This is a genomic window from Vibrio sp. PID17_43 (assembly GCF_002608565.1).
In the GTDB taxonomy this organism is placed as follows: domain Bacteria; phylum Pseudomonadota; class Gammaproteobacteria; order Enterobacterales; family Vibrionaceae; genus Vibrio.
Map to the genome: position 1 here is coordinate 1 of NZ_LIXM01000040.1, position 22,882 is coordinate 22,882.

The window sequence follows — 22,882 nt, forward strand, 5'->3', positions numbered from 1 at the left end:
GTTAAATGGAGATGGTGTAGATTCTAACCTCAGAGGCCAAAACTTGTGACAGAACCAAAATCATTGTATGGAATCAGGTTGCAAGCAAAAAAGTCCTTTTGGGTTAGGCGGTTAGTGGTGACCACCAAGATATGATCTCATTTTGGCTGCAAGCTCCTAAAGAGAAGCGTGGCGAAAACTGTCTCGGTTACCATCTATCGCTGTTTGATGACGACGGCAGGTAGATTGCGGATAAGTCAGTATCAATGCTGACAGCGGATGAGTTCTTATCACGGGCTTAGAACTTTAACTAGTTACTTGGTTAACTTTGGTGCTCATACTATGGTTGTGGTGAATATTTATTCTTTAGTATGCAAAGTAAACCTTAGGTTCTAGATTGTTGAATTCGACTCTTTTCATCAAATAACTTGATTTTGTGACTGATAGCGCGAGTTTGTGATGTAATGGATTACTTTTCCTAAAACAGTGTGATCAGAGCTAGTTCCTACAACTAAATCCACCTTTCTTACTACTAATGGATGAGAAGAGTCGCCTTGTAACAAAAGGTTATTCCGTTAAGCTGGAGATTAAGTCAATTAACAGGAGAGACTTGGTTATGTACAAAGTCTTGATTGCCGACGACCATCCGCTTTTCAGAGATGCGATCGTTCATATTTTAGCTAGTCAGTTCCCCAATAGTACGACTTATGAAATGGAAGATATCGCCTCTACGATAGAGTTTGCCAAGGATAACGATGACATCGACCTGATTATGCTCGATCTCAATATGCCGGGGATGACAGGCTTGAATGGGCTACTCGATCTTATTAATGAATGCCCGACAATACCCGTAGTGGTTGTATCCGCAGAGAATAAGAAGCAAGTCATTCTTCAGACTATCGCCTATGGTGCTGTAGGCTTTATTGCCAAGTCCTCTTCAAAAGAAGCCATCGCTGAAGCAATAGAAAATGTGCTCGAAGGTAACATCTACTTGCCAGCTGACATTATTCGTACTCAAGCGAAGACTGCCTCTGTCAAACAAGAATCGCCGTTGACGGCCGAGATGCTTTCATCGCTAACACGCCGACAGTTAATGGTCCTGAAATGTATGACCAAAGGTGAGGCCAACAAGCAGATTGCCTATAACCTCAATGTTTCTGAGACTACGGTTAAATCTCACGTATCTTCTATTCTCAAGAAGCTTGGTGTCACTAACCGTGTTCAGGCCGTTCTTGGTTGTAGTGATATCGACTTTAATCAATACCTCAAGCGATAAACACTACTTGAGTAAGTAGTGTATCGACGTTTTCAGCTTCATTGGTTTGACGGGTTTATGAAGTAATAGGATGCCGTCGTTTTTGACCTGATTCTTTAGCTCATCACTATAGTTAGCGGTAATCATCAGGGTAGGCAGTGGGTTAGCTCTGCCTACGCTAATCGTTTTTGCTACATCCAGCCCGTTTACACCATCATCCAAGTGGTAATCCACAATCAGCAGATCAACCTTATCCGTCGCAGTGTCAACCTTTGAACGTAGCTGTTCAATGGTGGTGGCGGTGGTGAGGTTATAGCCCCAATTGGTTAACAGCTGATCCATGGCGTCACAGATGCTTACGTCATTATCAATCAGCCAGACATCACGACCAACGAGATTGGTGTTGGCAAGCACACGTTCGAGGTGGTCTGTCTGCGCAGGCACACTGCACATGTGGCCAAGTGGGACATCTACCGAGAATACTGAGCCTTTATCTTTTGTCGAGCGGACGTGAATAGGATGCTCCAATACCTTGGATAGCTTATCGACGATCGACAGCCCTAAGCCCAGCCCGTTGCCATAAGCCTTAGAGGAAGATTTGAGCCTCTTGAACTCTTCAAATACCACCGACAGTTGATTTTCAGCGATACCTGCGCCGTTATCCCACACCTGAATTGAGACATGATCGCCTTGTTTTCGACAGCCAATTAGGACTTTGCCATTGTCTGTGTACCTGAAAGCGTTGGAAATGAAGTTACGCAGAATACGCGCCAAGAGTACGCTGTCCGAGTAGACAACCCCTTCAAATGGCACATATCTGAGCTCAACATTGTACTGGCTGGCACTGTACCGATATTCGTTGACCAGGTTAGTCAATAGCTCCCCGAGGTTAAAGGCACTCTTATCTGCTTTGACAACCCCCGCATCGAGTTTGGATATATCCACCAGGGTACTGATCAAGTTCTCTAAGTCGTCGAGAGAGTTAGAAATCGAATTGAGCAGAGACTGGTCTTTATCCTGCTTTAACTGCTCAGCGAGTGAACTGGTGAACAGTTGCGCTGCATTGAGTGGCTGAAGAAGGTCATGGCTGACCGCTGCCAGGAACTTGGTTTTCGATACATTTGCTTGCTCAGCTTCACTCTTAGCCGCGGTAAGATCCAACTGAGCCCGACGACGCTCTTCCACTTCACCATGGAGGATATCGTTGAGTCGTTGCAACTGAGAGGTGCGTTCTTCGACACGTAACTCGAGTTGGTCGTGCGCTTTTTGCAGCGCCAGAGCGTTTTTGCGACGGGTAGTTACATCACGTACCAGAACGAAAAAGCCGAGTACATTGCCGCTGTCATCCTTGTTTGGTACGTAGGACTTGTGTAGGTAAGCAGTGGCGCCTAAATGGTTTATCTCTTCAACCTCAAAGTTAACACTTTCTCCCTGCAATGCTCGTGAAACATGGGGTTGCAGCAGACTAAAGTCAGCGTTGATGCGGCTGGCTTCTAAGTCGATACCATAGAGTTCGCCTTGTTCACGTCCATACCAGTCGACGTAAACCTTATTGGTAAACTGGAACTTAAGATCCGCACCAACGTAAGCAATCATCGCCGGGACGTTATCGGTAATGAGACGCAAGCGACTTTCACTTTGCTTAAGCGACTCAGCATAGCGGTACGAACTGGTGATATCGGTGAAAGTCTTAATCAATTTACCGTTACTGAGTCGGTGATCTTTTATCTCTATGACATCACCATTCGGTAACGTCTGAACATGGCTATCGCTGTTTCCGCTATAGAGAACTAACGGCTTAAGATTGAGGTCAGTGGCATTGCTCAGTGTCGAGATGAATGGCTTTCTACGCAGGCTCTGTGGAGAGAGCTGGCTGATTTCAAGAAAGCGCTGGTTCCAGACTTCTACACGACCATGCTGGCTGATTAACATCACTCCCTGAGAGAGGTTATCGACCAGATTTTGTAGCTGCTTAGACTTTTGCGCCATAGCGTGTTCATAGCGCTCACTCTCGGCGTGTTTAAGGGCAGTAATGTCTTTGTACAAAATTACCCAGCCACCTTCCTGAGTGCGATGTTCATTGAGCTGGAACCAGCGATTATCAGCCAGACGGTAAACCGGGCTGCTGTCGCCGTCTCCTGGATAAGCCTGAGAAATGATGCCGCGGGTTTTGGCTAATACCTTAAAGTCATTGAGGTTAGTCCCTTCTTCACTGCGTAAGCCGACCTGTTCCCAGTAGCGGGAAAAGTGGCTGTTTTGCAGAATGATCCGACCGTCACTATCGAGCAGAACAAACGCATCTGAGATGCTTTCGATGGCATCGATAAAGCGCTGTTTAAATAGGTTGGCTTGTTCGTTTTCGGCTTTCAGAGCGCGCTTACTGCGCTCTAGCTCAGCTAAAGTTTCGTTGAGCGTCTGAGTGGTCTCTTTGACTTGTTTCGCTAACTGGACTGAGTGCTCAAAGGTGGCATAGGGCTGATTACTGGCACTACCGCCATTTTCGATACGCTCAATCAACACCTGATTGATTTTCTTAAGCTTACGGTTCTCTTCTAACAGCTGTTTGTTCTCTTCGGCCAGTTGTTGATCACTCATAGACTTCTCCAGACAAGTAGACACCAGTGAAGGTCTGGTTGAGGTGCGTGCCATTGATGTGTTCACCATAGGTGTTGAAGCCAAAGATGTTGTACTGGCGTTGTAATTGACCCATTGGTTCCAATTGTTGACGTTGTTCTATCTCCAGACGTCTGAGAAAGCAGTCACAGGCAAGAACGCACTCAGCTTTGACGAGGCGCTGCTCAAGCGTTGATAACTTTTCGGCCAAGGTGTCAGTAATGCTGCCCATTTCGACAGCGCTAAGGACGATGCCGGTGTCGACGGCGCAATAGAAAGTCAGGCTTAGATCATCATGATTCACTTTTTGAATTGAACGGGCGTAGTACTGACCTCCAACCTTAACGGCGAGAGGGTACAAAGAGAAAACTTCCGGATTCAGCTGAGAAACTTCTAAGCCGAGAATTCGTGCGTACTCTTGTGCTGCTGGCTCCGAATTGAGCTCTAGCACGGTTCTGGAGAGTGAGTCTGCTGAGGTGACCACGAGTTTCTCTTTAGATGATTCGATGTGATTAGAGTTGAACACTTCAAAGCGACAGCGCGAGTGAACCATAATCACTACGGCCGCATGTTGGATGAAGGCTCCCTGGTGATACACATGAGTATTAGCGAGATTAATATCGTCACCGGCTGAACCGCCAAAGTGAGGCAGGCCGCTGGCCGCCATATTGAGCACACTAAGCAGTTGTTCCTCTTTGGCCGACAAACCATCAATCAGGGTTAGCAGAAAGGAGCGATGGGTTTGTTCTTCGTCAAAGTGACACATTTCTGTCAGTTGGTTGATTTTGCTCTGCGCGCTAATCAGATCAAATGAATCGAATTGGTCGATTACGGCTGAGCTGATAGAAAACAACTGTGGCGAAAACCAGATCGCAATAATCGAGTGCTGATGATAACCGTCGCTGGTGACTTCTCCTGCGGTTGTACAGCCAGCGAGCTCTACATCGCTGAACTGCTGGTTAAGCGATGCAGCTAACTCGTTGAGAGGGTATGAGGCAGAACAGTAGAACAACACAAATCCATTGCGTGGCTTACCGAGCTGCTGAAATATCTCCTCACTGGCTTGTTTCGGTTCCAGTGACTTACTGACAGCATGTTTGGTTATTATATTAGTCATACTTATCCCTGTATGTGACTTGTTCTGTTGATGATCTCGTTAGTTAAGCGGAAAAGAAAGTGCCTGATGCACGTTTCAGAAACTTGCTTAAGTAATTTCTCCAGGTGAACAGAATCTAACGGCTGATTTGAATCTTGCTCAACTTGAGCAAGCAGTGTCGGGGTCAAAGCCCCGAATCGAATAGGATGTTGATGGATTAGCTTGTTTTTTATTAGTGGTAAGGTTTGTTTGATAAAAACACTATCGCCAGCAATCCTTTGTAAGGCTTGAGTGATGTGTTGCTGGCGCTGATTAGGCTGGCAATCAAATACACTATAGAAATAGAGCTGCTTTGAATGTTCACAGTAGAGGCTTGAGATGACATAACACTCGCCCTGAATACGTGGACGCAGGAATTGAGCCGACGACTGAATCAAGTACTGCGATAACTGGGCAATGAGCCTATATTCTACTGGCACCGCGATTCGATAGAGCCAACAATGGTGGTCGACTGCCTGATGACCACCTTGCTCGAGTTGCTCAATCAATGGGAGCAACAACTGCGGAAGCTCAGGTAACCTGCAGCTGGGGTGCTGGGTAATCAAGTGATCAATATCAGCCTCTAGAGAATGATGGGTACTGTTGGTCTCTATTAACAGTTTCGAACCATAGGCCAAAGTTCGCATCGAAGACGTTTTCTCGATCATTTTTGCCACCACCCGAGCATTGATATCTTTCGATAAGTTCACCGTGACCAGATTTTGCCAGCAGTGTACCTTGCTATGCCAAGTCGGTACCTCTCTCAGTTGTGGAATAACACGACTCAATATCTGCTCATCAGTATTACGTTTTCGGCCATCAAGCTTGCTACCAGCGTTGTGCAAGGTAGGTGCGATGTGAGCCAACTGACTTACGTGAGGCGGTTGTGTTATCTGGCGAGAGAATGTCTGTGGATCAACGCTGTTACTACTATGCAGCTTGCTGTAGTAGAAGTTCATTAGGTGCCCAATGGAACCGGGATGTTTACCAGACTCGACGCAATAGCCTTGTGCATAAGCGTTGCCAGTGTCGAGTGTGCGAATCAACTGAGCATGAAAGGTGTCGATTTGGTCATCTCTGGCAAGGATTCTTAACCCAAACTTATCTTCTGAATTGCTCTCGTTGCTTAATGGCAGGAGTTGAACGCCATGTTTAGTCGCCATTTTTCTCAACTTAGGCAATTGTCGCTTTATATAGTGGAAAAACTCTATGTTTATCCACCAGCTAAACACCTTATCAGAACCCGCTATTATCTCGGCTATGCCCTCTTCTGAGTTAGAACAAAGCTGAATCGCTTTCGTTGGTTTGAACTGAGATGACCTGGCACCATATTTCGCCAAGAGGGGCTCAAGCTCGTTGTGAAGACTTTCCACCTGATCATAACTGGTGATCAGCTCAATGTTATTACAGTGATAATAGCCTTGATGATACTGCTTGAGTTTATCCAGAGTAATCTGAGCCAATGTATCTGTAGTGCCACCATAACAGGCGATGCGCTGTGGAGACTGATCGCCTCTCAGGACCTGAAGCTGATGTAGATAATTGGGGTTGTTCTGGTAGCCGAGTAACTCGCGATAAATCACCCCAAGGCTTCCACCATCGAATATTTCCTCAAGGCAGTGCTTACTTTGTATAACGGGATTGAGCATTCCGGATAGCAGATAGCGCGCGGCTAAGTAAAAGTAATCCCGGCATGACGACGAGAAATGAAAGCAGGTCACTCCATTGAGGGTCGAGGCATTTATCTGGATATCTGTCAGAGCGAGTAGCTGGAAAAGCGTGGTTGAGTCGGGGAACGCCTGACTTTGTCTGAAGACCAAATGTTCTAAGGCGTGGGAAATACCAGAATCGTCCTTGCTGGGCGTTGTTACAAACAGAGCACCGCTGTAACGTCCGGAGTCTCTTTGATCTCGGACGTTGAAATGAGTCAACCCTGACTGGTGCGTATACTGATACGCCTCATAATCTGGGTTAGTGTGTGGTCCATTGAAGGTAAAGGCGTGGCTCATAACTTCTGCAGAGCAATGTCCGCTTTGCGTCGACGATGCTGAATAGGTTTGCTAGGTGTTCTGGCCTGAGCGATCGCCTTGGCAATCAGGTGATGATCTTCAGACTCACTGCACACCGGGTCGGTACGATACATATCGCCAGTCATCATATAGGCCTGACAACGGCAACCCCCGTGGTCGTCGTGTTTCTCCTCGCAGCCTTTGCATGGTTGTGGCATCCAGTCGTCACCGCGGAAATGATTGAAAGAGAAATCTTCAAACCAGATTTGCTGCAACGTTTTGTGCTTAACGTTCGGAAAGGTTAGCGGCAGGATTTTAGCGCTGTGGCATGGCAGAGCGCTACCGTCAGGTGTGACAGTCAAAAATGTACTTCCCCAGCCATTCATGCACGCCTTTGGTCGCTGCTCATAATAATCCGGGGTGACAAAGATAAAGTGTGGGTCATCTTTACTTGATTGTTGACGGAATTGGTTAACCAGACTTTCTGCCAGCTCGAGTTGTTTTTGGCTAGGCAATAGGTGGTCGCGATTGTCAAAAGCCCAGCCGTAATATTGGGCGGTCGCCAATTCAACATAGTCCGCTTTCAGTTCGCAGCTCAGACGCAAAATCTCTGGGATTTGTTGGATGTTTTGCTTCGAAATGACGAAGTTGAGTACCATTGGGTAGCCTTGCGCTTTGACAAGCTCCGCCATTTTTTTCTTCTGCTCAAACGCATTACCGCGACCTGCTATGGCATCGTTAAGTTCAGGGTCTGCTGCCTGAAAACTGATCTGAATATGGTCTAAACCCGCCTCTTTAAGACGTTTGATTCGTTTGTCAGTCAAGCCGATACCTGACGTGATCAAATTGGTATAAAAGCCAAGCGATCGACCTCGCTCGACCAGCTGCTCTAGATCTTTTCGTAACAGAGGTTCACCACCAGAAAAGCCGAGCTGCACTGAGCCCAGCTTGCGCGCTTGTTCTAAAACGGAGAACCACTGTTGTGTATTAAGCTCGTTGGCTTTATCACCCAGGTCAGTCGGGTTGGAGCAGTAAGCACAGTGAAGCGGGCATTGGTAGGTGAGCTCTGCCAGTAACCACAACGGCGGTCCAGGGTTGCTTGAATCAGACATAGCGAATCCACTTTTTGTCGTACGCGATTGCTAGAAACTCTTTGATATCACTGAGAATATCGCCCGCTTCAGGGAACTGCGCAGTAAGTTTTTGGTGGATAAGGCTAACAGAGTCAACGCCGTTAACCTGTTTTAATATTTCCGCAGCGCTCTGATTTAATTTAACCATGCCCTCAGGATAGAGCAGCACGTAGCAGCTCTGAGCTTGCTCGTACTGTAATCGGAACAGAGGGTTTAACTCTGGAGTTGAATCGGTCGATACCATTAAAAAATCCCTTTATGACAGCTTGGACGGTTCTCGAGGTGCGCATAAGGTGGCTGCTCGTAGTGGTAGGCCATCGACATAGCGTCAAGCATTGACCACAGAATATCGAGTTTAAACTGGAGAATATTCAAGGCGTGCTCCTGTTGTTCACGAGTCTGGAAATGATCAAGAGTGATTGCCAGTCCGTGGGTTACATCACGGCGAGCCTGAGATAAACGCATCTGGAAGTATTTAAGGCCTTGTTGTTCAATCCAAGGGTAATTACTTGGCCAGGTGTCGAGTCGGCTTTGATGGATTTCAGGGGCGAACATTTCGGTTAATGATGAACAAGCGGCTTCCTGCCAAGAAGCGCGACGGGCGAAATTGACATAGGCGTCAACCGCAAAGCGAACTCCGGGTAGGATGTATTTCTCTTCCAGTAAATCCTCGCGAGTAAGTCCAACGGCTTCACCAAGATTTAACCAGGCTTCAATACCGCCTAATGTGTCATCGTTCATCGAGCCATCGTGATCGAGAATACGCTGAATCCAGCTACGACGGGTTTTAATGTCACGACAGTTGGCTAAGATCGCTGCATCTTTAACCGGGATATTGATCTGATAGTAGAAGCGGTTTGCCACCCAGCCGCGGATTTGTTCAACGCTACATTCACCTTTGTGCATCATGACTTGAAAAGGATGGTGAATATGGTAAAGCTCGCTTTTTTCTCTAAGCTTCTGTTCAAATTCTTGCTTGGTCCATGGTTGTTTCATCACAGCCTCTTATATTGTTATTTCCATGCCGTCAGTGGCGATTTCGACGCCATTACTGATCACATAGTGGTGAGCGTCAGACTCCTCATTGAGGATAGGGTTGGTGTTGTTGATGTGAATAAGCACCTTACGTTTAATATCGAACTTACTCAGCAGAGCCACGCTGCCATTTTCGCCATTGACCGGCATATGACCCATCTCTGAGCCGAGTTTCTTGCTAAAGCCTTTGGCGATCATTTCATCGTCAAGCCATAGCGTTCCATCGACTAATGCGCAATCAGCGAAAGCGAGCATTGATTCAACCAGCGGCGTAGATTCGACAATGCCAGGCGCGTAGAAAAGATAGTTTCCGCTAGTGGTGTCGACTATCTTGAGACCGATGTTATTACCCGGTACCACATCGTCGCGATAAGGAGAGTATGGTGGAGCGTTAGACTCTAAATGGACTGGGAAAAACTCCAGCCCCGAGATACCGACGATGGTAAACCCTTGCTGGTGGTCTGTACCGATAGCGTGAAACTCTAATCCACCGTGCCAGTGACGTAGTACATTGAAAAGTGGCAGAGCAGTGGTCAGGTCTTCGTGAACCACGTCCGTACAATAGACAGGAAGCGGTAGTCCTTCTCGTAGGGTAAGTAGTCCGGTTACGTGGTCAATTTGACTGTCACTAAGAATCGCTGCGCGGATATTGGTACCACGAGCCTGGTCTTGCGGCCAAAGTTGTGGGGATTGGTTTATCTGTTGACGAATATCCGGCGAGGCGTTGATGAGTACCCAGTTGTTGCCATCGGCACTTACAGCGATTGAGGATTGAGTTCTTTGTTGTGCTTTGATAGTACCATTGCGAACTCCGGCGCAGTTTTCACAGTGACAGTTCCATTGCGGAAAACCACCACCCGCCGCTGAGCCTAGTATAAGAATTTTCATTCGCGCGAATCCGTTCTTTGAATGGTGAAGTAGAGTGATTGCATTAATTACCCCCAATCATCCGGATAGGGGGTAATTAACGGTTATCGGTTACTAATATATAAAGTAACTTCAAACCCTAAACGCATATCTTGAAAATCAGGTTTAGTCCACATATCGAATACCTCCATTGTTATTTGCGTGTATTACCGTATTCAATATACCCCCTGTTAATCCGGGTAAATATTATACTTTGGGTGGAGAAAAGGATGATTCTTTACCTACAACCTTGTATGGAAATAGCGTTAACCTGCGCTTTTTTACGTCGATTTTTCTGATATTTACTAATCACGCAAATATCGGGGTTTTGTATTGTTACAACACATTCAAGACATTGAATACATTCTTGATAATTGATGCTGCCGTCGATATTTATTGCGTCGATATGGCACTTTTTACTTCGACATAACTGACATGGGTTACCACACTGCTGTTTTCGTTCTATTAGTTTGAATAGTGGCAACCTGCCCAGTATTGCAAGACCAGCGCCTAGAGGGCACAGGTAGCGACAATAGACCTTGTGTATTTTCAAACTGACAAGCAGTAGTACTACAGCATAGATGGTAAAGGGGATTTCGCGGACAAAGTAGAGCGTGATGCTGGTCTTGAACGGTTCGACTTCTGCAAGTGATTCGGCCAATTCTAAAGAGTAGAAAGCGACTGAAATGAGTAACATCAAAACCAGGTACTTTAGTTTTGTCAGGTAAGGGTGGTAGGGGGCGAGAGTACGAACCTGTCTGATCCTGAGTTTTTGTGCTAATAATCCCATCAACTCTTGCATTGCACCGAACGGACAGAGCCAACCACAAAATATTCCTCTGCCCCATAGGAAAAGAGTGACAAATACTAATGACCAAAGAATGAAAATAACCGGGTCGAGTAAGAAAAACTCTATTTTAAATCCGTTAACCAGTGACAGAAGTAGAGTGTAGATATTGGTAACGGATAATTGACCTTGCAGATAAAAGCCAATAAAAAGCAGCGTGATAAGCAAACAAGAAAAGCGAATATAATGGAAATTTTTGCTGTTGGCAGTCAGCGTTTTCTGTTTAATGAAAATAGTTATTATTAAGCATAGATAGATCGATAGTAATGAAATATCTAACAGTTTGTCACTCCATATTTTCATCCACAGTGGCTGCTGGGTATCGCTGTCGTTAATCGCTACTTTTTCAAATATTTGAGCTGGTAAAGAGAACGCCTGCTCAAAGGTGACGCTTTTTCTGCTTAGATGATTGACCGCATAAGGCAACTCGAGCTGGAAGTTAAATGGTCTGTGGAGATCGAAGCCAGACTGCGATTTGATCGAGAACACCTGAATGTCATCGTAGCTCGCTGTTGACTGGGCAAAGTAGGGCGCATAAAAGCTATAGAAATCAATATCTTTTAACTCGATTGGCAGTTGGTCCTGTTCAACCTTGATGCGACTTGGCACGGTTTGCGGGACAAAATCCTCGCCAATAAAGGAGTAGCTACCCCGATTTAACATCATAATCGCATGCTCGCCTGACTTTAGGTTTTCGTTGAGGCGCGAAAACTCCTTTTCCCCGAGCAGATTGATACCCACTATCGGTATGCTTAATGGAACTATGTAGAAATCAACGAAGCTATTGTTCTCTTGGATATATTGCTCTGCTGCGAAAAGTGCTTCATCAGGCAGTTGGCTAAGCTGCTGAGCCGTTATTGTCCAGCGAGAGATAAAACCTTGTTTAACCAACTGTTCAAACGTTAACTCAGAGAAGTAATCTTGTTTAATGACAAAAGGAGTGGTTGGAGTAAAACCTTCTAATTTGTTACGAGCAACCTTGAGGGCAGAAGCGATAATGGTGTCATGAATAACCAGTACCGAAACTGTCGCTCTGGTTATACCGTCGAACTGGGTAATCTCAGATGATGACGATGTTTTTTTATCGCCAATAAGGAAGCGTTCTTTAATAGAGTGACCTATGTACTGGTCGATAAAATCCAGCATCGGCTGTTCGCCCATACCGTGGAGAAAGATTGGTTCATGGTGATTAAGTACCTTGATGCCCTCTAGCTCCCCTTGCGTGCTAAGGCCGATCAGCAAGTTGATAGAATCTCCGGAAAATCCGGGAAAGCTAGTGATGTCGTCGGTTTGAAACGTATAGCCAAGCAGTCGATCAAGCTGATAAACCGCTATCACAGCAGGGGAGTCTTGCTTAGGGCCGATACGTGTAGCGCTAGGAAACAGATCGGCAATGTCTGGTGGAATATCGCTCACCTGCGCGGCTATCTGGCTAGTCGGTGCGCATAACAATAGAGTGAGTAGGATGGTTTTAATGACTATCGATGTGCAATAGCGCGGGAGTTTAATCTGTGCGGGAGAGAGTGTCGTTACGTTCATGATGAAAAAAGCCCCTAACCTAGGGAGGTGATAGCTAGGGGCTAAGAGTGAGACTTTTAGAAGAAACCGAGTGGAGAGGTGCTGTAGCTCACCAGTAGGTTCTTAGTTTGTTGGTAGTGATCCAGCATCATCTTATGTGTTTCACGACCGATACCTGACTTCTTGTAGCCACCGAATGCTGCGTGAGCAGGGTATAGGTGGTAACAGTTAGTCCATACACGACCAGCCTGAATGCCACGTCCCATGCGGTAAGCCAGATTACTATCGCGTGTCCATACGCCCGCACCCAGACCGTAGGCTGTATCGTTGGCGATTTCTAATGCTTCAGCTTCATCTTTAAAGGTCGTCACTGCGATAACTGGTCCGAAGATCTCTTCCTGGAAGATACGCATTGAGTTATCACCCTGAAGGATAGTTGGCTGGATGTAGTAACCGTTGTTCAACGCATCACCCAGTGACTCTTGGTCGCCGCCGCTTAGTACCTTAGCACCCTCTTGTTTACCGATGTTCAGGTAGCCCATGATCTTATCGAACTGCTCTTGAGAAGCCTGTGCGCCAACCATTGTCTCCGTATCTAATGGGTTGCCACGAACAATCTTCTTCGTTTTCTCGAGAACTTTCTCCATGAACTGGTCAAAGATGTCTTCCTGGATAAGTGCGCGAGAAGGACAGGTACATACTTCACCCTGGTTGAAGAAACCAAGTACAAAACCTTCTGCACATTTCTCCAGATAATCATCTTCATGTTGAGTAACGTCACTGAAGTAAATGTTTGGCGACTTACCGCCTAGCTCTACAGTCGATGGAATCAGGTTTTCAGCGGCACATTTCAGAATGTGATGACCTACCGCTGTTGAACCGGTGAAGGCCAGTTTAGCAATACGAGTGCTGGTTGCCAGTGCTTCACCAGCTTCTTTACCGTAACCGTTTACGATGTTTAGTACACCTGCTGGAAGCAGATCTTCAATCAGTTCTACCAGTACCAGAATACTTGCTGGTGTTTGCTCAGCTGGCTTAAGCACAATACAGTTACCCGCAGCAAGCGCAGGTGCGATCTTCCATGCCGCCATTAGCAGTGGGAAGTTCCAAGGAATGATTTGACCAACAACACCCAGAGGCTCATGGAAATGGTAAGCAACCGTACCATTATCGATTTCTGAAAGGCTACCTTCCTGAGAACGCAGACAACCTGCGAAGTAACGGAAGTGATCTGAACTTAGCGGAATATCAGCCGCCAGTGTTTCGCGTACTGCTTTACCATTTTCCCACGTCTCAGCAACCGCAAGTGCTTCGAGATTCTGATCGATACGGTCAGCAATCTTTAACAGTAGGTTTGAACGCTCCTGAACTGAAGTTTTACCCCAAGCATCTTTTGCTGCGTGTGCTGCATCCAGTGCCAGCTCAATATCTTGAGCACATGAACGTGGGATCTTACAAAACTCTTCGCCATTTACCGGAGAAGTATTGCTGAAGTAGTTACCGTTTACTGGTGGTACCCATTTACCGCCAATGAAGTTCTCGTATTGAGCTTTGAAAGAAACAACAGAGTTTTCAGTCCCTGGATATGCGTAGATCATATGTCACCTCGATGTTTGGCCTGCAGAGTGAAATACTTTCCTTGGCCCGTTTAATTTTGCTTTGTGTTAAAGCACCGTGATGAATTCATATTAGTCGTGCAATCAGATACGTAACATGCTCCCTTGGCACCAAAAAAACTCATACTTTAGGAGGGTGTTTGTGTCTTATGATTCGTAATCGTTGAAAAAAAAGCCAATAAAAAAGGGCTGCGAATGCAGCCCTGTATTGATGTAGCTTAGTGTTAGCTCTTTGGCAGTTTAAATGTCCAAACCATACCACCTTGGTTGAAGTGCTTGACGCGTTTAGCCACTTCACCACCCCAGAGTGGAACTGCGCCGCCCCAACCAGAAAGTACAGAAACGTATTGTTCACCATCCATTTCCCATGTAACAGGTGAGCCTACAATGCCTGAGCCAGTGTTGAACTTATATTTCACTTCGCCAGTTTTCGCGTCCAGTGCCATTAAGTAACCTTCAGGGTTGCCCATGAAGACAAGGTTACCTGCTGTGGTTAACACACCACCCCATAAAGGCGCGTAGTTTTTATGACGCCAAACTTCTTTACCTGTTTTAGGGTCGATTGCACGCAGAACGCCAATAAAGTCATCATTGATCGCTTTAATGGTGAAACCTGCACCAATGTATGCTGCGCCTTTCTTGTAGGTTACTGGCTCGTTCCATACATCCATTTCCCACTCATTAGAAGGGACGTAGAAGAGCTCAGTATCTTTGCTGTATGCCATTGGCATCCAGTTCTTACCACCGAGGAAAGAGGGTGCAGCGACAACGGTTTTACCTTTCTTGCCATCTTTCGAATCGATAGGGTTGCCAGGACGGTTGTCTTTAACAAAGATAGGTCGACCATTTTTATCCAGACCAGAAGCCCAGGTGATCTTGTCTGCAAATGGGAATCCACGAATAAAATCGCCATTCTCGCGGTTAAGAACATAGAAGAAACCATTTCGGTCAGCGGTCGCAGCGGCTTTAACCGTTTTGCCATTCTCTTGATAGTTAAACGAGATAAGCTCGTTTACACCATCGTAATCCCAACCATCGTTTGGCGTGGTTTGGAAGTGCCAGACAATTTTGCCTGTGTCTGGGTCGATCGCCAGACGAGAAGAGGAGAAGTAGTTGTCACCAGGTCTCAAGTGTGAGTTCCATGGCGCTGGGTTACCCGTACCAAAGAAGAGTAAATCTACTTCAGGATCATAGGTACCACCTAACCAAGGCGCTGCGCCACCAGATTTCCACAGATCTCCCGGCCATGTCTGACCCGGTTTGCCACCAGAGATGCCATTCTCGGTTTTCTTACCATCTTTCCAGATGTAACCCATGTGTCCTTCAACTGTTGGACGTTCCCAGACAAGCTGGCCATTTTTGGCATCAAATGCCGTTACTCGGCCAACTACGCCAAATTCGCCACCAGAAATACCGGTGATAACTTTCCCTTTGACGACGATAGGGGCTGCGGTGATCGAGTAGCCTTCTTTGTAATCAGCGACTTTCTTTTTCCAAACGGTTTTACCGGTATCTTTGTTTAGAGCGACCAGTTTAGCGTCGAGCGTACCAAAGATAACCAGGTCACCATATAGGGCTGCGCCACGGTTGATGACGTCACAACATGGCATGATGCCATCTGGAAGACGCGCGTCATACTGCCAGAGCTCTTCACCGGTGCGCGCATCGATCGCGTACATACGTGAGTAGGAGCCAGTGATATACATAACGCCATCTTTAATCAGTGGCTGAGACTCTTGGCCGCGCTGTTTCTCACCACCCAGAGAGAAAGCCCATGCTGGACGCATTTCGTCAACAGTGTCGGTATTGATGGTTTTTAGTGGGCTGTATCGTTGGCCTTTCAGTCCAAGGCCGTATGAAACGACATCCTTGGTCGTTATTTGATCATTGGTAATATCTTTGTCGGTAACATTAGCATTTGCGGCACTACTCAGTGCCAGCGTCAGGCAGCTAATGCTAAGAGATAAAGATAGCTTCATGCTCTTATTCGCGTTATTCATCATTGTCCCTCGATGGATTGTTAGATAATTAGGCGAAAGTGCTACGTAGGGGTTCGCCTAGTTTGATTTCGTTTGGTTGTTGTGGCTTAAAATCGGGTCAGTTCGCTTGGTTTCTCCGCTTGTGACACTCAGTAGTTCCAGAGTATTTTTTCAGTAAGGCTATGCCTATTGGCCTGCGGTAGGGTTCAACATCATCACTTAGTCGTAGGCACATAGGTGGATTAGTAGGAAGTAGGGGCCTGGTAGATTGCATTGTATTTACCAAATATTGATTCCATCTGGCCCTTCTCAATCATTGAGTGAACAATGTCACCAACCGCGTAACCCAGCTGGCGATAGTTACTTTTTACCGCCATGCCAATTTCCCATTGCTGCTGACCCAGCATCGGGAATGCGTTGGTTGCAAGCTGGTATTGCGGATTGTCCAGTTGGCCCTGTAAATAGGAAATCTGACTGCGTAGCCCCATCGCGGCATCGACCTGACCTGATTGCATTGCACCTACCGCATCTATGGTTGAAGGGTAGTGCTGGGCACTGTCACGCATCCGGCCGCCTAAAGCAGAAGATAGGTAGAATTGCGGGATCGAATCTACTTCTACTCCGACAGTGTGATACTGAAACACCGCCATGGTCGAAACCGAGTCGATTTTTTTACTGTCATAGACGATTTGCCAGGACTCTGTATGGTACGGAGCGAACATATGTACCTGTTCATGCACCAGCTCACCAATATCATCTCGGCTAAGCGAATACTCTTTGTCATAAGGGACTCGCAACATCACGTCTGCCACAGTACGTTCGAGATAATGACCTTTCCAAAGGTTATTTCTCAGGTCATCTTCAACGTTTTCGTCGGCTGTCATCCATTTCAGTTTCAGTTCAACGCCCATCTCTTTTGCTATTTGCCGAGCGATTTCCACATCAATACCTTTGGCTACATCATCAACAAGGTAGGAGAAAGGAGGGTAGTCGCGGTAAATGGCGATCGATATGTATTGGCTGTCGATAATGTCGTCGTATGAGCGCGCATAGCAAGCGGCAGTGTTTATCGCAACACATGCCGCCAAGCAGATTAGTTTAAATATCTTCACTGATAGACTCTAACCAAGTTTTGATAGACCAAAGAGCTTCTTGAGATAGGTGTTCTGTCATTTTTGGCATATAAACCGCTCCATTTCGAACCGCTCCGTTCTGTACGCGATAGCTATACCACTCATCGCCATCAAAATCTGGTGTAAGGAACCTCAGGTCAGGTGCTATACCACCAGAGATACCTTCAAGACCATGACATCTTGCACAGTTTTGGTTATAGGCAGATGCACCTGTTTCGATGATGCTTTTCAGAGTTTCACCGGTTTCATTTCGGTACGGGTTTTCATCAATCCACTCTTCTCCCAACGGTGGTAACTCTGAGGTGTCAATTGATTGTGGAGTTACGGCTCCGTGGGCATATATATTAAAAGATGTTGCCAATAATATTGGTGCTATTAGTAATCCTGGTTTCAATAGTTTCACTGGGTTCTCCTTCCACTAATTTATATTTAATGTTCTGTTTTCAATATTAGTGAGCAACAAGATCGATTCTAATTACACTTTGGAGCTGTTCTTTCTCATCCTTTAGTAGGTAGTCCGGTAGTAAAACTTTGAGAATTAATTTATATATCATTGTTTTTATTGGTTTAAGTTCGTTGGTTCTGTTGCGTTTGTATGATTTTAAACCTCAATAAGTTTGATATAAGCTAAGTGAGGATTATCAAGAAAGATAAAGAAAAATGTAAGGAAATTCGGATGGGAAATATAAATAAAATATCTTTGATTGTGTGTGCGCTGTTATTGTTTTTTGTTTCCAATATTTCATCCGCTAAAAATCTTGCTCCGCTAGAAATTAGCATTATCTACATCAAACAAAATATTAAGCGTCCACCTGCGCTTTCTAACGTGATTGAACAAGCACAAGACAGCGGTTTTCAAGGGGCGTTAGCAGGTCTGGCTGATTCAAACAGTACCGGAAAATTCCTTAAGCAAAAATTCGAGTTGCAGTTGATGGAATCTGACCAACAGGATGAGGTATTAACTAAGTTGCAAGATGCCTATCAGCAGGGAAAGAGTCTGTTCGTGCTTGATCTGCCGAACGACACTCTGCTTAAGGCTAATCAGTGGGCGCAAAACAAACCCGTACTGATGTTCAACGTTAACGAGTCATCGGATCTATTGCGCAGTAAACAGTGTTTATCGTCAGTACTTCATACTGCTCCTAGTAATGCAATGCGTTCGGACGCGCTTGCTCAGTGGCTGCTGAACAAGCGTCTGACTCAAGTGCTGGTTGTCAGTGGTGAGCGAGATGAAGATGCTGAGTTAAGCCAGTCGTTTAAGCGTTCAGCAAAACGTTTTGGCCTCACGTTAATAGAAGAAAAACAGTGGACGTTCAATTCAGATCTTCGCCGTAGTGCTCAGCAGGAAGTGCCACTGTTTACCCAGACGTTAAAAGAGTATGACGTTGTTTATGTGGCTGATAAATCGAAAGACTTTGCTGAATACCTACCTTTCAATACTTACATCCCGCGACCTGTTGTTGGTTCGGCGGGCCTTGAGGCTTTGTCATGGCATTCGGTGATCGAGCAATGGGGCGCGGCTCAGTTGCAGAAACGCTTCCATCAGCAAGCTAATCGCAGAATGAATGAACTGGACTTTAGCGCTTACGTTGCAGTTCGCACTATTGGTCAGGCAGTGCATAAGCAGAAAAGTGCTGACTCACAACAGCTCGCCAGTTTTATTAAATCAGACCAATTTGAACTGGCGGCATATAAAGGGAGAAAGTTAAGTTATCGTCCATGGAATGGCCAGTTAAGAATGCCAATGGCACTGGTTCAGCCACATGGATTGGTTTCACTTTCTCCACAAGCTGGGGTACTACACCCAAGAACTGATCTCGACACCTTAGGTTTTGATGTCGAGGAAACAAACTGTGTTTCGAAAAAGGAGATTTTATGAAACCCGCATTCCTTGTTACTTGTCTATTCAGCGCGCTAGTTGGGATAACGCCAGCATTGTCTGTTGCTAATGAGCAAGCTTACGTGACGAACGAAAAAGATGATGATATCTCCGTTATTGATATGAGTTCCTTTGAAGTCATCAAGCAGATTCCTGTCGGGCAACGACCACGTGGAATTATCTTCAATCACGATCAAACTCTGGCTTATATCTGTGCCAGTGATTCGGATACTATCCAGATCCTCGATCTGAAAACTGAGCAGATTATTGGCGAACTGCCTTCAGGCGAAGACCCGGAAACTATTGCCCTTCATCCAGATGGCAAAACGATTTATACCGCGAATGAGGACGATGCTCTGTTGACGGTTATTGATATTGAAAGCCGCATCGTTAAAACTCAAATCGATGTTGGTGTCGAACCGGAAGGGTTAGCAGTGAGCCCGGACGGAAAAATCGTCATCGTAACTTCAGAAACGACCAATATGGTTCACTGGATTAACGCGGAAACCAACGAGAACTTTGATAACACTTTAGTGGCTGAGCGCCCAAGATCGGCGATGTTCTCTAAAGACAGTAAACGTCTGTGGGTGAGTTCGGAAATTGGTGGCGAGCTGGTAGTGATTGACGTTGCTACGCGCGAAATCATCAAGACATTTACCTTTGAAATCGATGGAATCCACAAAGACCGCGTTCAACCTGTTGGTGTTGAACTCAGTGACGATGGTAAATATGCCTACGTTGCTTTGGGCCCGGCAAACCACGTTGCGGTAATCAAACGCGATGATTTAACCATTGATGAGTACTTGTTGGTGGGTCGTCGAGTATGGCAACTTGGATTCAACAAAGATCAGAGCCTATTGCTGACGACAAATGGCGTGAGTGGTGATGTCTCGGTTATCGATACCAATAAGCACAAAGTTGTTAAGTCGGTTAAAGTTGGTCGCTACCCATGGGGCGTAGCTATCAAGGACGTACTATGACCTTAGCGGTAACGGATCTCAGCTATGACTATGGTCGTCAGCCAGTTCTGAAACAGGTGACGTTAAAGCTCAGTGCGGGCTTTAGCGTACTGCTAGGCCCTAATGGAGCGGGCAAAAGCACTCTGTTTTCATTGCTTACCGGGCTGTATGTCAGTAAACAGGGAGAGATCGCGTATGGCGATCTCGACTTAAGTGAGCATCCACGTGCCGTTCGCGCTTTGCTTGGTGTGGTATTCCAGCAAAGCACCTTAGATTTAGATCTCACCGTTAAGCAAAATCTGCTTTATCACGCCTGTCTGCATGGTTTGTCTGCCAGTCAGGCGCTTGCCAATATCGAAGATATCCTGAGTGATCTAAAGCTTGCACAGAGGTTACACGACCGTGTTCGAACTTTGAATGGCGGACACAGAAGAAGGCTAGAAATCGCCAGAGCTTTGATGCATCAACCCAAATATCTGTTGCTTGATGAGCCAACGGTCGGTTTGGATAACGAAAGTCGTCAGTTAATCATCAGCCATATCAGAAAACTGGCTCAAGCCAGAGGAATTTGCGTTGTCTGGACGACACATCTAATGGATGAAGTCAGTGATGAGGATAATCTGATTGTGCTTAACCGGGGTGAAGTTAAAGCCCAGGGTAATTGTTCAGAACTGTGTCGTACACATAAGGCTGATCAGGTTTATCAGCTTTATCATATGCTTACCGATAGCTCGGAGATCCTGTGAGTTTTCATCAATATCGTTACTGTTTTACCGGCGTTATTAAACGTGAATTTTTGCGTTTCTTACAACAGAGAAGCCGTTTACTGAGTGCGTTGATTCGCCCGTTGCTATGGCTGGTGGTCTTTGCTGCTGGTTTTCGTGCCGCGCTTGGGGTTTCAATTATGGAACCTTATGGCACTTACATTACCTACCAGCAATACATCACTCCCGGTCTATGCTGCATGATTGTATTATTCAATGGCATGCAAAGCTCACTTTCAATGGTCTACGATCGTGAGATGGGCAGTATGAAGCTGTTGTTGATGAGTTCTTTGCCGAGACCATTACTGCTGTTGTCCAAATTGGTTTCCATCGCAGTGCTGTCTCTTGTTCAGGTGTGTATCTTTCTGGTGATTGTGCAGATAGTCGGCGTTGATACCCCTATACTTGGTTATCTGACGGCAATCCCGGCAATTTTTCTGATTTCATTTTTCCTCGGCTCACTAGGATTACTGCTATCCAACATGATTAAACAGCTGGAGAATTTTGCCGGAGTGATGAACTTTGTCATTTTTCCAATGTTCTTTCTCTCCAGTGCGCTTTATCCGCTGTGGAAAATGAAAGAGGCGAGCCTGTGGCTATTCTGGATCTGTAACTTCAATCCATTTAGCTACTGTGTCGAACTGTTACGCTTCGCCTTCTATCAGCAATTGAATATAGAAGCATTCAGTGTTGTTTTTGTCGCGACTTTAGTGGTCTCTGGTGTAGCAATTTATAGTTTTGAGCCAAAACAGGTCAGTCGTCGGGGTTAGTATGCTTGTAGAAGGAAAAAGGGCGTTATACCCGCCAATTGAACCTTATCATAGTCAGTTGTTGGAGATGGATGCCGCTGCTGGTGAACAACGTCATAAACTCTATATTGAACAGTGTGGCAACCCCAATGGGATTCCTGTGGTATTTCTTCATGGTGGTCCGGGGTCAGGTTGCCGGCCATCCCATCGACGGTTGTTTGATCCACGTATATACCGCATCATTTTGTTTGACCAACGAGGCTGTGGACGCTCAACACCTTACGGTTGTATTAAAGACAACACTAGCGCCCATTTGGTCGCTGATATGGAACAGATCAGGCAGCAACTCAAGATTAATAAATGGATTCTGTTTGGTGGATCATGGGGAGCAACGTTGGCTCTTCTCTACGCTCGACAGTATGCCAGTCGAATTGCCGGCTTAGTGTTGCGAGGTGTTTTCCTCGGGCGTAAGCAGGATATTGATTGGTTTTATGATCATTCCGGAGCGGCAAGGTTTTTTCCCTTACAGTGGAGTCAGTTGATGCGGTTACTGAGTAAGGAAGAGCAGGCCGCGCCGTTAGAAAGTATCTATCGTCATCTCAATGGTCAGGACCCGATACTAAAGCTCAAATTAAAGATAGCCCTTGAGAGCTGGGAGCGTCAACTGGTGACCTTATCTCCATCTTCAAGCAAAGCCACTTTCGACCCTGAACTGCTAGTAGCGGATGACTCAAAGCTGATCCAACTGCATTACTGTGTCCACCAATGCTTTATTGAACAACCTATTCTTTCTCAACCGTTACCATTGACCGATGTACCGTGCCATATCTTACATGGTCGTTACGATATGGTTTGTCCTATAGAACAGGGATGGACGTTATATGAGCACAATCGAACATTTGAGTTGGATATTATTCCTTTATCGGGACATGTTGCCAGTGAACCGCTAATGCAAGATGCGTTGATTACGCTAATGGATCAGTTGACCTACCAGTGGAGCAGGGGAGAAAGGATACAATAAAACGGCCGATATCATGACGATATCGACCGTTATTGATTCGCTCTGAGCAAGCAGTTAAGCGCGTTTCTCTTTCAGGACGTAGTTAACACCTTCAATTTCGATGTCCGACTTCGCCTTACAGATACACGGCAGAATCTCGCTCTTGAGTGTAAGCTATCGCAAAACCAACGTACTCAACTTCACCGGAAACTAACTTACAGCGACAAGCACCACAGTGACCGTCGCGACAGTTGTATTCGGGCTCTAATCCGGCACTCTCCATCGTTTCCAAAATAGTATTCGATGGTAGTCATTAGGGTTCTGTCGCAAGTTTTGGCCTCTGAGGTTAGAATCTACACCATCTCCATTTAAT

19 protein-coding genes and 2 pseudogenes are annotated in these 22,882 nt (G+C 46.0%); 7 read left to right on the forward strand and 14 right to left on the reverse strand.

The annotated features are described in order from the left end of the window. Nucleotides 1-20 precede the first annotated feature (20 nt). Nucleotides 21-224, forward strand: a pseudogene (locus tag AK965_RS20785) (hypothetical protein). Between the two features lie 371 nt (nt 225-595). Beyond that, nucleotides 596-1,255, forward strand: a complete 660-nt coding sequence (locus tag AK965_RS19585) for a response regulator transcription factor (RefSeq protein WP_099081164.1) — start codon at nt 596-598, stop codon at nt 1,253-1,255. A 3-nt stretch (nt 1,256-1,258) separates the two neighbouring features. Here the strand turns inward: AK965_RS19585 and AK965_RS19590 are convergent, their stop codons facing one another. From AK965_RS19590 to pedF, 13 genes are all read right to left on the reverse strand, one after another. Continuing rightward, nucleotides 1,259-3,829 carry a NahK/ErcS family hybrid sensor histidine kinase/response regulator gene (locus AK965_RS19590; protein ID WP_099081165.1) on the reverse strand — a complete coding sequence of 857 codons (2,571 nt, stop codon included), beginning with the start codon at nt 3,827-3,829 and terminating at the stop codon, nt 1,259-1,261. Further along, the gene (gene nosP / locus AK965_RS19595) at nt 3,822-4,964 is read right to left on the reverse strand and encodes a nitric oxide-sensing protein NosP (protein WP_099081166.1); all 1,143 of its coding nucleotides are present in this window, start codon (nt 4,962-4,964) and stop codon (nt 3,822-3,824) included. Before nosP ends, AK965_RS19590 begins: the two co-directional genes overlap by 8 nt. Before the next feature lie 2 nt (nt 4,965-4,966). Then, the gene (locus AK965_RS19600) at nt 4,967-6,991 is read right to left on the reverse strand and encodes an insulinase family protein (protein WP_099081167.1); all 2,025 of its coding nucleotides are present in this window, start codon (nt 6,989-6,991) and stop codon (nt 4,967-4,969) included. Next, entirely contained in the window at nt 6,988-8,103 is a 1,116-nt protein-coding gene (gene pqqE, locus AK965_RS19605; RefSeq protein WP_099081168.1) for a pyrroloquinoline quinone biosynthesis protein PqqE, read from the reverse strand. Before pqqE ends, AK965_RS19600 begins: the two co-directional genes overlap by 4 nt. Then, a complete protein-coding gene (gene pqqD, locus AK965_RS19610) occupies nt 8,096-8,368 on the reverse strand; it encodes a pyrroloquinoline quinone biosynthesis peptide chaperone PqqD (protein ID WP_006881005.1) in 273 nt (90 codons plus the stop codon). The genes pqqE and pqqD overlap by 8 nt, the downstream gene beginning before the upstream one ends. Further along, complete coding sequence (pqqC, locus tag AK965_RS19615; protein ID WP_172438201.1) at nt 8,368-9,120, reverse strand: pyrroloquinoline-quinone synthase PqqC; 753 nt, start codon at nt 9,118-9,120, stop codon at nt 8,368-8,370. The genes pqqD and pqqC overlap by 1 nt, the downstream gene beginning before the upstream one ends. A 9-nt stretch (nt 9,121-9,129) precedes the next feature. Further along, nucleotides 9,130-10,047 carry a pyrroloquinoline quinone biosynthesis protein PqqB gene (gene pqqB / locus AK965_RS19620; RefSeq protein WP_099081170.1) on the reverse strand — a complete coding sequence of 306 codons (918 nt, stop codon included), beginning with the start codon at nt 10,045-10,047 and terminating at the stop codon, nt 9,130-9,132. An 83-nt stretch (nt 10,048-10,130) separates the two neighbouring features. After that, the gene (pqqA, locus tag AK965_RS19625; RefSeq protein WP_138922177.1) at nt 10,131-10,202 is read right to left on the reverse strand and encodes a pyrroloquinoline quinone precursor peptide PqqA; all 72 of its coding nucleotides are present in this window, start codon (nt 10,200-10,202) and stop codon (nt 10,131-10,133) included. A gap of 101 nt (nt 10,203-10,303) precedes the next feature. Next, the gene (locus AK965_RS19630) at nt 10,304-12,451 is read right to left on the reverse strand and encodes a 4Fe-4S binding protein (RefSeq protein ID WP_099081172.1); all 2,148 of its coding nucleotides are present in this window, start codon (nt 12,449-12,451) and stop codon (nt 10,304-10,306) included. Between the two features lie 56 nt (nt 12,452-12,507). Continuing rightward, nucleotides 12,508-14,028 (reverse strand): aldehyde dehydrogenase family protein, encoded by a 1,521-nt coding sequence (locus AK965_RS19635; protein WP_099081173.1) that lies wholly within the window; start codon nt 14,026-14,028, stop codon nt 12,508-12,510. A gap of 242 nt (nt 14,029-14,270) precedes the next feature. Next, entirely contained in the window at nt 14,271-16,046 is a 1,776-nt protein-coding gene (locus AK965_RS19640; RefSeq protein WP_099081180.1) for a PQQ-dependent methanol/ethanol family dehydrogenase, read from the reverse strand. A gap of 221 nt (nt 16,047-16,267) precedes the next feature. Beyond that, a complete protein-coding gene (locus tag AK965_RS19645; RefSeq protein WP_006881011.1) occupies nt 16,268-17,137 on the reverse strand; it encodes an ABC transporter substrate-binding protein in 870 nt (289 codons plus the stop codon). After that, nucleotides 17,124-17,561 carry a cytochrome c-550 PedF gene (gene pedF / locus AK965_RS19650; protein ID WP_099081174.1) on the reverse strand — a complete coding sequence of 146 codons (438 nt, stop codon included), beginning with the start codon at nt 17,559-17,561 and terminating at the stop codon, nt 17,124-17,126. Before pedF ends, AK965_RS19645 begins: the two co-directional genes overlap by 14 nt. Before the next feature lie 273 nt (nt 17,562-17,834). On the opposite strand from pedF, the gene AK965_RS19655 reads away from it, so the two are divergent. The 5 genes from AK965_RS19655 to pip are packed head-to-tail and all read left to right on the forward strand — an operon-like array spanning nt 17,835 to nt 22,530. Beyond that, nucleotides 17,835-19,037 carry an ABC transporter substrate-binding protein gene (locus AK965_RS19655; protein ID WP_099081175.1) on the forward strand — a complete coding sequence of 401 codons (1,203 nt, stop codon included), beginning with the start codon at nt 17,835-17,837 and terminating at the stop codon, nt 19,035-19,037. Continuing rightward, the gene (locus AK965_RS19660) at nt 19,034-20,017 is read left to right on the forward strand and encodes a PQQ-dependent catabolism-associated beta-propeller protein (protein WP_099081176.1); all 984 of its coding nucleotides are present in this window, start codon (nt 19,034-19,036) and stop codon (nt 20,015-20,017) included. Before AK965_RS19655 ends, AK965_RS19660 begins: the two co-directional genes overlap by 4 nt. Further along, complete coding sequence (locus AK965_RS19665) at nt 20,014-20,742, forward strand: ABC transporter ATP-binding protein (RefSeq protein ID WP_099081177.1); 729 nt, start codon at nt 20,014-20,016, stop codon at nt 20,740-20,742. The genes AK965_RS19660 and AK965_RS19665 overlap by 4 nt, the downstream gene beginning before the upstream one ends. Then, a complete protein-coding gene (locus tag AK965_RS19670; protein WP_099081178.1) occupies nt 20,739-21,530 on the forward strand; it encodes an ABC transporter permease in 792 nt (263 codons plus the stop codon). Before AK965_RS19665 ends, AK965_RS19670 begins: the two co-directional genes overlap by 4 nt. Before the next feature lies 1 nt (nt 21,531). Then, nucleotides 21,532-22,530, forward strand: coding sequence for a prolyl aminopeptidase (gene pip / locus AK965_RS19675; RefSeq protein WP_099081179.1), 999 nt, complete (start codon nt 21,532-21,534; stop codon nt 22,528-22,530). A 54-nt stretch (nt 22,531-22,584) separates the two neighbouring features. On the opposite strand, the pseudogene yfaE reads toward pip, so the two are convergent. Beyond that, a pseudogene (gene yfaE / locus AK965_RS19680) lies at nt 22,585-22,804 on the reverse strand (class I ribonucleotide reductase maintenance protein YfaE). Nucleotides 22,805-22,882: the final 78 nt, after the last annotated feature.